This window comes from Paenibacillus sp. CAA11 (assembly GCF_003060825.1).
Classification (GTDB): domain Bacteria; phylum Bacillota; class Bacilli; order Paenibacillales; family Paenibacillaceae; genus Fontibacillus.
The window spans coordinates 3,350,079-3,362,072 of record NZ_CP028922.1; the positions used below are offsets into that span (position 1 = coordinate 3,350,079).

Below are 11,994 nucleotides of genomic sequence, written 5' to 3' on the forward strand. Positions count from 1 at the left end.
CGATCCCCCCAAGTAGCTTCTAAATCTCTTACACAATTTAATTATAGGTAGGCGAGAATCACTCCAGTAGGCCATAAAACCAATATAAATGGCACAAAAGCAACCAGATGCTCTGCAGGTTGAAATCGAATTATAGCAGCAAAAAAACGGCCAACATTTCGATGGCCGTTTTCCAAGATAGTCTATTATTTCACGCTCTCATACCAAGTGTTCACTTCATTTGTAATTTGTTCCCCGCCGCCGCCTTTCCATGTCTTAACAAAGGCATCAAAGGCTTCAACCGGTTTCTTACCGTAGATTATTTCGTTAAAGGTCTGGTTCTCAATCTTAGTCAAATAATCCCATTTGGATTTCATTGTATTCGTCGTAGGGCCTGTGAACATATCCTTCTTAGAAATGTCCTTTTGTTCCAGCAATACCTTGGCAGCCTGTGGCGTATCCTTGCCGTAGTTGACCGCAACATCCTTCTCCAGACGAGTCTCCGGCTTTCCGCCTTCAGCCAGCTTCAGCAGCGCGGTCATTTGCGCATCAGGAATACGCGCTCCGTCCCGAACGAGCAGGTAACGCACTGTATTTACGTAGCCGCCTGAAATCTGATCATTGGCAACCATATTTCCCTTTTCATCTAAGTCGTAGTCATAGCCCTTGAACAAGCCGTTAGCAAACTCTCCGCTCGATCCAGCTGCAGCAAAATGATCAAACAAATAATTCTGATACGTAAAAAACGCCTCTGGATGCTTGGTATCCGCTTTGATCAGCGTGACTCCGTTCGTAAACTGTGTCCCATGGCGCATAGCTGTCCCATCAGGTCCTGCCGGAATCGGAATCGGCTTCCAGACGGCGCCAGGGGCATTCTTCGCAGTATCCTGAAGCGGCCAGCCACTCATCCAGTAAGGTCCAGGAATGATGCCAGCGGTGCCGGCAACGGCAGGCTCGGATGTCTTATTCTCGTCCCAAAGAGCCGCTTCCTTCGGAATATAGCCCTTGTCCATCCATTCCTTAAGCTTCTGCAGTCCCTGCTTCATCCCCTCGTTCACAGAGCCGTACTCCAGCTTGCCATCCTTCCCGATATTCCACTGCTGGGGAAGCGTTCCATAAGCGCCGAATATCCAGGAGGGGTCCCCCATCCAGGTGTTCATGGAAGTCTTAAATCCAATGCTGAGCGGCACAACCTTATCTGGGGACAGGCCCGCAGGATTTTGGTTCTTAAATGCCTCCATCACCTTTTCTAACTCATCCAACGTTTTGGGAGCCTGCAGCCCCAGCTTATCCAACCAATCTTGACGAATCCAGAGCACATAATCATGGTTGTAAGCGAAGTCCAGAATCGGAATTCCCATCCGCTTGCCGTCTCGGCTGTATTGATTCCACACATTCGGATCCTGATTCATCGCCGCCTTCCAGGTTTCCGAAGCATACTTATCAAACAATGGCCCAACCTCACCATACATGCCTGAATCTATCAAATCCTGTGCAAGCTGCTGATTCTCGGTGCCCAGGGTCAAGATTTCCGGCATCTCCTGTCCGGACGACATGGCCAGCCGCAGCTTGGTAGCGAGCGCTCCATTAGTGTCGGTCACAGACCACAGTGACTCAATATTAATCCCGAATTTCTCCTTGGCCCATTTGGTTGCCACATTATTTTCTATAGTCTCTCCATTTTTAAATTTGAGCGTAGGGTCTACTCCCCATACCGTGGTCAATGTCACCTCCGGATCATACTTTTCCTTGTATCCGTTTTCAGTAGTGACCGAAGCAACCTTTTTTTCCTCACCTTTTCCTGAGCAGCCGGCAAGGCTGGCAGTAAAAGCCAGTGTTAACGCCAGTAAAGACAGCCACCCTTTAGCAGAACGAGTCCTCATATTGCTCCCCCTTATCGTTTATGATTACTCATTCATTATAGATTGCTGGCTTTACACAGCCTATGTCACAAAACGAAGATTTCTGCACCTTTGTCAACCTGATTCTTTCTTAAGCATTTGATTACTGATCTCTGAACTCATTTGGCGTCATACCATAATGCTTCCTAAACATCTTGCTGAAATACTGCGGATTCTGATAACCCAGTTCCGAAGTAATCTCATAAATCTTCTTATTCGTGTTTTTCAACAGATAAAGTGCTCTCTCCATTCTTTTACGGATAAGATAATCGCCCAGTCCCTCGCCCGTTTCCGATTTATAGACTTTAGATAAATAAACCGGGTGCAAGTACACCTTGTCTGCAATGGTCTTGACAGATAAATCATATCCTTGATCAGCAGCAATCAATTGTTGGACCTGCTTGACAATATAACTTCTCGTCTTATTCTCCTCTGCGGCCGGCTCATAAGCGAGCTTCTCTAGAATAGCAAAGGTCCAACTTTTCAGGCGAGATATGGACAGCAGCATTTGCTGGGAGTTCAAAGGATCAAATTCCATAGGGTCCAGATAAGTGATACTTTGTCCGCGTTTGCGGGCTATATATATAAAGGCGTTAGTGATGCCTAGAAAGGCTTCATACAGATGATAACGGGATACCCGATACTCCTTCATCTCTGAGAAAATAGCATTCAGCTTGTCTTCGGCTGCTTCCCACTGTCTTGTCTCCAAGAGATGCATGAGGCTCGGAGGCTTGTGCAGGGCCGCCAAGGGGTTAATGGCTATAGGCAGTACAACGGGTTCATCTTCGAGAAACTGCAATGACGATGCATGATCCTGCTCAGGCAGGTAGGAATAACCCAACACAGCCCGGTAGGAGGAGGCAAGCCCCTCTGGGAAATCAAAAGACTTGGATACAATCAAAGAAATATCGCCCTTTAAATAACTGTTCACACTGCTTTGAAACTGTGCAGCATGTTGCTCTAAGGTTTCCCTCCCCCCTGTTGGATATAGAGATTTCATCTGCGAATCATCCACTTCATATGAGTTCCTCTGTAAAATAAGTACAAGACAATCATGCGGGGCCTTAGCACTCCATACACGATATGTGGGATGAAATATTTCAGCAGCCATGTTCCCGATCGCATACTCCATCAGTTTCACCGAATGAGAATCCATCGCCGCAAACGATTTGCCCATCTGCACAAGAACAAGCACAGCAGACGCGTTAGCCTCCAAATTGATCTCATATTTCACCAAATTCTCACGGATCTTGGAAGGATTCAGCTGCTCCCCCAGCAACAAATCATGCATGAAATTGGAGTGCAGAATTTCCAAGTCCGATCTTCGGCTATACAGCAGCTGATGATATTTCTCGATTTCCTCTCGTTCTGATTTGATAGACAGCACGGCTCCAGACACACTCTTTATAAATTCCTCATCTTCAACCGGCTTCAATATATAATCATGGGCCTGCAGCTGAATTGCCTTGTGTGCATACTGAAAATCCGAATAGCCGGTCAGTAGAAGCGACCTCATATCCGGCCATCTTCCAGCGATAACCTCAATGAGCTCCAGGCCTGTCATTTCAGGCATTCGAATGTCTGTAACCACGATATGAATATCTTTAGCCTCTAGCAGATCAATCGCTTCAAGCGCGGATGAGGCTTGATACACGGATGAAATTTCAAGGCTTGTCCAATCTATCGTTTGCTTCAAACTCTCCGTCACATACGATTCGTCATCCACCAACAAAATTGAAAACATATGAATTCCCCCATAGATCTGTTACAGTTTCTCGTCAATATCCCATGTCAGCATGGCACCAAGACCGCCCAGCTCCGACTTTCTAAAAGATAACTGAGCGGTCTCGCCAAACCGTAAGCGCAGCCTCTGCTGCACATTCCATAATCCGCAGCCCATCGTTTCATCCAAAGGACTGCTGAGCCGGTTCTCAAGCTGCAAAAGTTCTTCACCTGTCATCCCTTTTCCATTATCCTCTACCACCACTTTCATTCTCTGATGCTCCAAAGATACGAAAATCCTGATCACGCCTTTATCCGCTTGCGGCTCGATCCCATGCAGCACCGCATTCTCAACCAGAGGCTGTATAAGAAGCGGCGGAAGCTCCATTCTCCTGCATTTGTCCGGTAAATCAATGTCATAAACCAATCGGTTCATCCGCATCGTTTGGATCTCCATATAATATTTTACGAAATCCAGCTCTTCCTCCAGCGGTACCAGATCCCTCTCTTGCCTTGTTGTATAGCGGTAATACCTGGACAGGCTGTTGGACATAGCTACTACGGCTTCATGCTTTCTGAGCTTGGCCATACTTGTAATGAAAGAGAAGCAGTTATAGAAGAAATGCGGATTAATTTGAGATTGGAGCTGTTTTAACCGGGCTTCCTTAACGTGAATTTGCTCCAGATACACTCGCTCGAACAGCTCCTGTATCTGCTCAACCATAGAATTAAACCGAAGGGATAGGAAGCTGAACTCGTTGTTGCCTTTAACATTTATTCTAAAGTTGTAATCCCCTGCCTTTAGCCTCTGAAAACCATAGATTAGCTGCTTTAGCGGCACCTGTACTTGAGAATACAGCAGATATGCAGCAAGGAAGCTCATGAGCAGGAGTGCACCTATTGAGTAATAGAATAGTCGGTTGGAGTCACCGATCGGCTTCATAATTTCCGAGAGCGGAAGGTAATCCACCATATACCACCCGGTAGTTTGCGACTTAACAATGTTGACCGTATAATTCTGATCTCTTAACCTCACCGTCCGGTTCTCTACCTCTGGCATGGGCTTGTCTTGCAGCTGCCTGATCAACTTCTGGATAAAGGGGCGGTCTGCCGTCCGATTGAAAATGACTCCTAGGCTGGCATTGTAATAGAAGGGATCTCGGTGTCCTCCCGTTTTAAATCCGTCCAGCATATCTTGAATGTTGCTGCTATCGAACTCAACTTTAATGATCGTATTGGCATTTTCAGACTGTGCTGCAGTCAAGAATGGCGCTGTCGCAGACCAGGAGAACAGATAGCTTGTCTCCTCTCCATTCTGATATGGTTGTACCTGCCATCCATGCTTCACCGCGATATCTTCTTTCCTGTAGTAGCCGGCATCTCTTTCAGTGACCACTCTGCTTAAAGAAGGCGAATAGATATACAGTTTGCTTTTCCAATTCGATGAGCTCTGCTGTAAACTAATTTTGTCCTGGATTCGCTTGATTAGATTAATGCTGTCCAAATTCAACTGCTTATCTTGCAAATAGATGTCTTGAAAACTCTTAATATCCGGATCGTGGGTCAATAAATTGGTCCAGGAAGCCAAAGTATCAAACCTTGTGCTCAGCTGATCCTGAAAGAATACAAGCTGGTTCATATTAGACTGATTCAGTTCTTGCCTCAATACCTCTGAGCTTGTGCGATTAGCATAGAAATAAAGCGCAATGATCGGGATCAGCATGACAATGATGAGGAGAACGATCTTCCGGAACAAATTTGATTTGAACATTTTCGCGGCCACCCTATTTCATTTAGTAAATAAAACGCTTTCAAATACACAAGCTATTATACTTTACCTGAAGATGATGGAATAGCCGAATCTATGACTCAAGGCACAATCTGTCATTATATTATTTTAGCGGAGCTTCCCTTAGCTACATAGGATAAAAAGGTAAGATTTCTGCTATTATTTCAACTATAATTTCTAACGCCAATATAAAAAAAGCGCCTCTTCCTACCAGCCCTTAGGCTAAGCAGGAAGAGGCACCATTTATACTGCTTATTTCAATTCCTTCCACTGCCAGTTCTCTACCTCTGGCAAATCAAATCCTTCTTCACGGATGTATGCATGGTGCTTCTGAACCATCGTATCCATTTCGTCGGTGATTGCCTTGTACTTCTCAGCATTCGGCAGACTCAATACCGCCTCTTTCACCAGATCATAACGGTCCATCTGATTCAGCACGCGCATATCAAATGGGGTGGTGATATCACCGTTCTCACGGTAACCATGTACATGAAGGTTATGATTATGACGGTCGAAGAACAAATCCCGAATCAATCCTTCATAGCCATGGAAAGCAAAAATTACAGGCTTATCTTTTGTGAAAAATTTATCAAACTCCTCGTCAGTTAATCCGCGCGGATCCAGCTTTTGACTTCTCAGCTTTAATAAGTCGACGATGTTGATATACCGAATCTTCAGATCAGGCAGCTTTTCGTGAAGGATTGAAATCGCGGCTAAGCTCTCCATCGTTGGCTCAGTACCTGCGGAAGCAAATACTACATCCGGTTCTGCTCCACAATCCGTGCTTGCCCAGTCAATGACCTTAAGCCCTTTATCTACTAGCTCTTTCGCTTCCTCAGCGCTAAACCATTGCGGACGCGGATGCTTGGAGGAAACAATCAAGTTAATCTTCTGACGATCATTCAGCACCGTATCAAAGACGGCCAGCAAGGAGTTAGCATCAGCAGGCAAATACTCACGGATAAATTCAGGCTTCTTATCAGCTAAATGCCCGAGCAGCCCTGGATCTTGGTGGGTATATCCATTATGGTCCTGCTGGAACACGGTTGAAGTCGCAACAACGTTTAGGGACGGAATATCGGCACGCCAACCTTGGTCTGTTGCTTTGCGCAGCCATTTAAAGTGCTGAGTAATCATCGAATCCACGACACGCAAGAAGGCTTCATAACTGGCAAAGAAACCATGACGTCCGGTTAATACGTAGCCCTCCAATAACCCCTCCGCCTGATGCTCGGACAGCTGGGAATCAATAACGCGGCCATAAGAAGCCAGGAATTCATCATTAGGCTCCTTAATATGCTCTACCCACTGCCGTCTGGTCACTTCAAAGACAGGCGCTAGGCGGTTGGACATCGTCTCATCAGGTCCAAATATTCTGAAATTGCGCTGATTCTCATTCAAACGAACTACATCTCTTACGTATTTGCCTAAGACGGACATGTCCTGAGCCACGACCTGACCTGGTGCAGAATTGTCTAGAGCATATTCGCGGAAATCGGGTAAACGCAAATCCTTAACCAGGTTCCCCGCATTGGTAACCGGGTTCTTGCCCATCCGTTTATTGCCCTTCGGCAGAATTTCAGCAATTTCAGGCTTAAGGCGGCCATTCTCATCGAAGCACTCTTCAGGCTTATAGCTGTTCAGCCATTCCAGCAAAGCTGGTGCATGCTCCATATGCTTTTGATCAACCGGGATTGGCACCTGATGGGCACGGAAAGAGCCTTCATTTGGCACTTGGTCCCATTCCTTCGGACCGGTCCAGCCTTTAGGTGTGCGGAAGACCAGCATCGGCCAAGCAGGGCGGGAGGAGTCGTTATTTTCACGAGCATACTTCTGGATCGAGGAAATCTTCTCGATAATCGCATCAAGTACTTCTGCCATAGCAGGATGCATAAGCTTCGGATCGTCACCTTCCACGAAGAAAGGCTCCCAACCCATCCCTCTAAAGTACGCAGTTAATTCCTCATTCGTCTGACGAGACAGGATTGTAGGGTTGCTGATCTTAAATCCATTCAAGTGAAGGATAGGCAGTACCGCACCATCTGTGATTGGATTAATAAACCGGTTAGAGAACCATGAAGCAGCCAGCGGTCCGGTTTCGGCCTCACCATCCCCAACAATCACAGCGGATATTAAATCCGGATTATCCAGAATAGCACCAACACCATGGGACAGGGAATATCCTAACTCGCCGCCTTCATGAATGGAGCCTGGTGTCTCCGGAGCCGCGTGGGAAGCAATTCCTCCCGGGAAAGAGAACTGCTTGAACAGCTTCTTCATCCCTTGAATATCCTGTGTGATTTCCGGATAGATTTCTGTGTAGCTTCCGTCCAGATAAGAGTTGGAGACCATAACCTGGCCACCGTGACCCGGACCTTCAACATAGAACATATTAAGATCATATTTGTTAATTACACGATTAAGATGTGCATAGATAAAGTTCTGGCCCGGGATGGTTCCCCAGTGACCAATCGGTTTGACCTTAACGTCTGATTCCTTCAAAGGCTCTCTTAACAACGGATTGTCTTTGAGATAAAGCTGTCCTACAGAAATGTAGTTAGTTGCACGCCAATAAGCATCAAGTTTGTCTAAGTAAGTTTGAGATGAGTAATCCACTTGCACCGCTGGTGTTCCCATTTCATCCACCCCTTAAATATTTTCCTGTGTATTTTTTTCCAATCTTTGTGTCGACACCTTTATAATAACGCCGCGGCCGCGAAATTCAACCTTTTTTACAAATGATACGGTCCAATTTTGTGAAATTATGAACATACTTTGAAAGATGCGCGAAATTCGTCTAAAAATAGCCTATCTGTTAAAAAATCTGTAACAAAATGTCGTTTCACTGTTTCTAAGCTCAGATTCAAATTTGCGCACAAAAAAAGAGCTGAATTGAAATTCAGCCCTTAATGAACAGAAACAAACGTATTAAATTTCATATATTTGTAATGAAACCGCATGTGTGAAAATTCAAAGGGAGTACCGTTGTCCAAGAAAAATATGCCTTCCATAACGCCCACCGGCTCATGCTCACTTAAGTGAAGCAGTTCCTGGTCCTGAGCCTCAGAAGGCTCTGCAAAAATAGATAGAAAGGATTTGGTTACTGCAAGATTATGCGAGTCCTCCAAATAATTAAAGATTGATCCTTCAATGATGGATTGATTCAAGTTCTGCACGATCTTAATGGGGATATAACCTGTCTCGATCATAAAAGGCTCGTCATCGAACAATCGCAATCGTATGATTTTATATACAAAATCATGGGGCTGCAGGAATAAATCCCGCTGCAATTCTTCTGTAGGGGGAATCACCTCAAAGGTGAGAACTTTGACCTTCGGCTTTTTCCCATGCATTTGAAAATTGTCTGTTACGCCTAAATTCGTGCCCTCATAGTTGAAGATGGATTCATTCTTAATATACAGCGGATTAATAAAGGTGCCTGAACCCTGCTTCTTAAAGATAATTCCATCGCTCTCCATCTTTGTCAGGGCCCGCTTTACCGAACTGCGGCTCACTTGATAAGTTTCACTGAGGCTGCGCTCATCCGGCAATCTCATATCCGCAAATTGTCCAGCAAAAATCTTCTTCTTCAGATCGTCAATGATTTGCTTATAGACATATTGGGCCATGTAGTACTCCTTCTTATAGTTCGTAACGTTATAAAATTAATTATGATATGTATGACTTTCACCAACACTAAATATAGAAAAAATTTCCCTATTAACTATATCATATTCACCAAATAGTTAACATAAAGGATTATAATAAAAAGCCGACTTCCCTTCATTTCAAGGAAAGCCGGCTTCATTACTGCATTATGACAACTGAGTTACAAGCTGACCAAGCGCCTCATGTACGGGTGTGGCTGGACGTCCGAGCAGCTTCTCGAAATCATTGCTTTCGATTTCAAGCGCTCCTTCCCGAATACCCTTTTGAATCTCCACAAGCATAGGGAGAAGGAACTCCGGTACCCCTGCCTTTTTCATGATATCTGCGTAAACAGCATCATCCACCTGCTGCACGGAAACTTCCTTATTTAGAACCTTGGCAAGAGCTCCCGCCAGCTCTTCCTGTGTCAACAGCTTACCGGACAATTCGTAAATCGTATTCTCATGGCCTACCCCCGTCAAAACAGCGGCAGCTGCTTCTGCATAATCCTGCTGCAATGCCCAGCCAACCTTGCCGGACCCTGCAGACGTTACCCACGGAGCTCCTGCTAGAACGCCCTGAATGCTTGCGCCCTCATTCTCCAAGTACCAGTTATTTCGCAAGAATGAATAGGGAATACCCGTTTGCAGAATCGCTTTCTCTGCAGCCTGGTGCGGTGGAGCCAGGAACATCTTGCTTTCCTGGGCATTGCCTAAACTTGTGTAAGCGATAAAGCCTACTTTGGCTCTAGCAGCGGCTTCCACAGCATTCGTATGCTGACGGATTCGGGTCTCATTGTCCCCGTCTGCGGAAATAATCAGTAGCCGATCAATCCCGGCAAAAGCCTTGTCCAGTGATTCCGGATGATCGAAATCCCCCTGTCTTACCTCCACGCCTTGTGCGCGAAGTGCTTCCGCTTTCTCCGGATGGCGAACACTGACTGCCAGCTGACTTGCCGGAACGGATTTCAAAAGTGTCTCGACGACCTTGGATCCGAGCTTTCCTGTAGCGCCTGTAACTAGAATTTTCATAAAAAGGACCTCCTATATTTAGCTGTATCTTTTCATATTGTAACATAGATAGTTACAATATGGTGATAAAATAAGAGCTCTTTTTCTTTTTCCTGAAATAGGACAGTCAGCTGCTTTCTTTATAGAAGCCAGTCTCCGTTCCACGCAGACCGAACTCTCCCCAGTTCTGGCTATAGAAAATGATCAATATTCCGTCCCACCTCGATTAAGGATTAAGTATGGACGACCATGGAAAGGTGTGTACTCATGTAATTTACATCGTATCCACATCGTTGTAACAGTGAGAGTTATACTTAGTGGAAATAATAAAAAAAGAAACGACATTATTGTCGTCTCTTCTTTGTAAGCAAAGCGGGTGATGGGAATCGAACCCACGCTACCAGCTTGGAAGGCTGGAGTTCTACCATTGAACTACACCCGCAAAATATATGGTCGGGATGACACGATTTGAACATGCGACCCCCTGGTCCCAAACCAGGTGCTCTACCAAGCTGAGCTACATCCCGACAAGCAATAAAAAAATGGCGCGCCCTAAGAGATTCGAACTCCTGACCTTTTGATTCGTAGTCAAACGCTCTATCCAGCTGAGCTAAGGGCGCATGGAGCGGACGACGGGAATCGAACCCGCGACCCTCGCCTTGGCAAGGCGATGCTCTACCGCTGAGCCACGTCCGCATAAATAATGATGCGCGTGGAGGGACTTGAACCCCCACGTCAAAGACGCTAGATCCTAAGTCTAGTGCGTCTGCCAATTCCGCCACACGCGCACATTTAAAGAAGTGAGCCATGAAGGACTCGAACCTTCGACACCCTGATTAAAAGTCAGGTGCTCTACCAACTGAGCTAATGGCTCTTACTTACTGGTGGAGGCTGATGGATTCGAACCACCGAACTCGACGAGAACAGATTTACAGTCTGCTGCGTTTGGCCACTTCGCTAAGCCTCCACAATGGTGCCGGCGAGAGGACTTGAACCCCCAACCTACTGATTACAAGTCAGTTGCTCTACCAATTGAGCTACACCGGCATATGAATATGGAATATGGTGGAGGCTGAGGGGTTCGAACCCCCGACCCTCTGCTTGTAAGGCAGATGCTCTCCCAGCTGAGCTAAGCCTCCGAAATGGGATGACCCGTAGGGGAATCGAACCCCTGTTACCTCCGTGAAAGGGAGGTGTCTTAACCGCTTGACCAACGGGCCTTACTATCAACATGGAGCTTTCAACCGGGATCGAACCGGTGACCTCATCCTTACCACGGATGTACTCTACCTACTGAGCTATGAAAGCAAGTGGCTCCCCGAACAGGACTCGAACCTGTGACAACTCGATTAACAGTCGAGTGCTCTACCAACTGAGCTATCAGGGAATAATGGTGGAGCCAAGCGGGATCGAACCGCTGACCTCCTGCTTGCAAGGCAGGCGCTCTCCCAGCTGAGCTATGGCCCCTTATCTCATCCCAAAAAGTGATGTGCAACTTTGGGATTCATTCCGATTATTTCTCGGGTCCCTGTACACTCAATTTCATGGAAGTTAGAGAATGGTGGGCCCTAGTGGACTCGAACCACCGACCTCACCCTTATCAGGGGTGCGCTCTAACCAGCTGAGCTAAGGGCCCTTATCTAATCTGCCGAACCATCGGCGAGACAAAGTTCCCATCAGGGAATTTGCTTGGCGGCGTCCTACTCTCCCAGGACCCTGCGGTCCAAGTACCATCGGCGCTGGAGGGCTTAACGGTCGTGTTCGGGATGGGTACGTGTGGAACCCCTCCGCTATCGCCACCAAACAGGTTTTTTCCGGTCGCTATCGCTCCCTGAAATTCATCAAGGAAAATAACCCACCTTCAAAAACAGCCTGCGAGAAAATATCAAACCTTGATATCCACCCACAATTGTTCAGATGTTTGATCACCTGAAAACTGGATACG

6 protein-coding genes, 14 tRNA genes and 1 rRNA gene are annotated in these 11,994 nt (G+C 46.3%); all 21 read right to left on the minus strand.

Annotated elements, in window-relative coordinates:
• Positions 1-185 precede the first annotated feature (185 nt).
• The 21 genes from DCC85_RS15665 to rrf all read right to left on the minus strand — a co-directional run bounded on the left by DCC85_RS15665 (position 186) and on the right by rrf (position 11,853).
• The gene (locus DCC85_RS15665) at positions 186-1,862 is read right to left on the minus strand and encodes a type 2 periplasmic-binding domain-containing protein (RefSeq protein ID WP_108466440.1); all 1,677 of its coding nucleotides are present in this window, start codon (positions 1,860-1,862) and stop codon (positions 186-188) included.
• A gap of 121 nt (positions 1,863-1,983) precedes the next feature.
• Positions 1,984-3,624 (minus strand): response regulator transcription factor, encoded by a 1,641-nt coding sequence (locus DCC85_RS15670; RefSeq protein WP_108466441.1) that lies wholly within the window; start codon positions 3,622-3,624, stop codon positions 1,984-1,986.
• A gap of 21 nt (positions 3,625-3,645) precedes the next feature.
• Positions 3,646-5,373: a sensor histidine kinase gene (locus DCC85_RS15675; RefSeq protein ID WP_108466442.1), complete on the minus strand. Its 1,728-nt coding sequence runs from the start codon at positions 5,371-5,373 to the stop codon at positions 3,646-3,648.
• 270 nt (positions 5,374-5,643) lie between these two features.
• On the minus strand, positions 5,644-8,028 hold the full coding sequence (locus tag DCC85_RS15680; RefSeq protein ID WP_108466443.1) for a phosphoketolase family protein: 2,385 nt from the start codon (positions 8,026-8,028) through the stop codon (positions 5,644-5,646).
• Positions 8,029-8,297: 269 nt separating this feature from the next.
• A complete protein-coding gene (locus DCC85_RS15685; RefSeq protein WP_108466444.1) occupies positions 8,298-9,020 on the minus strand; it encodes a GntR family transcriptional regulator in 723 nt (240 codons plus the stop codon).
• A gap of 186 nt (positions 9,021-9,206) precedes the next feature.
• Positions 9,207-10,070, minus strand: a complete 864-nt coding sequence (locus tag DCC85_RS15690; RefSeq protein ID WP_108466445.1) for an SDR family oxidoreductase — start codon at positions 10,068-10,070, stop codon at positions 9,207-9,209.
• A gap of 350 nt (positions 10,071-10,420) precedes the next feature.
• Positions 10,421-10,491 (minus strand) — tRNA-Gly (locus DCC85_RS15695).
• An 8-nt stretch (positions 10,492-10,499) separates the two neighbouring features.
• Positions 10,500-10,576 (minus strand) — tRNA-Pro (locus tag DCC85_RS15700).
• Between the two features lie 16 nt (positions 10,577-10,592).
• Positions 10,593-10,669 (minus strand) — tRNA-Arg (locus DCC85_RS15705).
• A 1-nt stretch (position 10,670) separates the two neighbouring features.
• Positions 10,671-10,745, minus strand: a tRNA-Gly gene (locus tag DCC85_RS15710).
• Between the two features lie 11 nt (positions 10,746-10,756).
• Positions 10,757-10,837: transfer RNA gene (locus DCC85_RS15715), tRNA-Leu, on the minus strand.
• Positions 10,838-10,850: 13 nt separating this feature from the next.
• A tRNA-Lys gene (locus DCC85_RS15720) sits at positions 10,851-10,923 on the minus strand.
• 8 nt (positions 10,924-10,931) lie between these two features.
• Positions 10,932-11,016 (minus strand) — tRNA-Tyr (locus tag DCC85_RS15725).
• Between the two features lie 4 nt (positions 11,017-11,020).
• Positions 11,021-11,096 (minus strand) — tRNA-Thr (locus DCC85_RS15730).
• Between the two features lie 16 nt (positions 11,097-11,112).
• Positions 11,113-11,188: transfer RNA gene (locus DCC85_RS15735), tRNA-Val, on the minus strand.
• 9 nt (positions 11,189-11,197) lie between these two features.
• Positions 11,198-11,269: transfer RNA gene (locus tag DCC85_RS15740), tRNA-Glu, on the minus strand.
• A gap of 12 nt (positions 11,270-11,281) precedes the next feature.
• Positions 11,282-11,357, minus strand: a tRNA-Thr gene (locus DCC85_RS15745).
• Between the two features lie 3 nt (positions 11,358-11,360).
• Positions 11,361-11,436 (minus strand) — tRNA-Asn (locus DCC85_RS15750).
• Between the two features lie 4 nt (positions 11,437-11,440).
• Positions 11,441-11,516 (minus strand) — tRNA-Ala (locus DCC85_RS15755).
• Between the two features lie 92 nt (positions 11,517-11,608).
• Positions 11,609-11,685: transfer RNA gene (locus DCC85_RS15760), tRNA-Ile, on the minus strand.
• A gap of 51 nt (positions 11,686-11,736) precedes the next feature.
• A 5S ribosomal RNA gene (rrf, locus tag DCC85_RS15765) occupies positions 11,737-11,853 on the minus strand.
• Between the last annotated feature and the right edge of the window lie 141 nt (positions 11,854-11,994).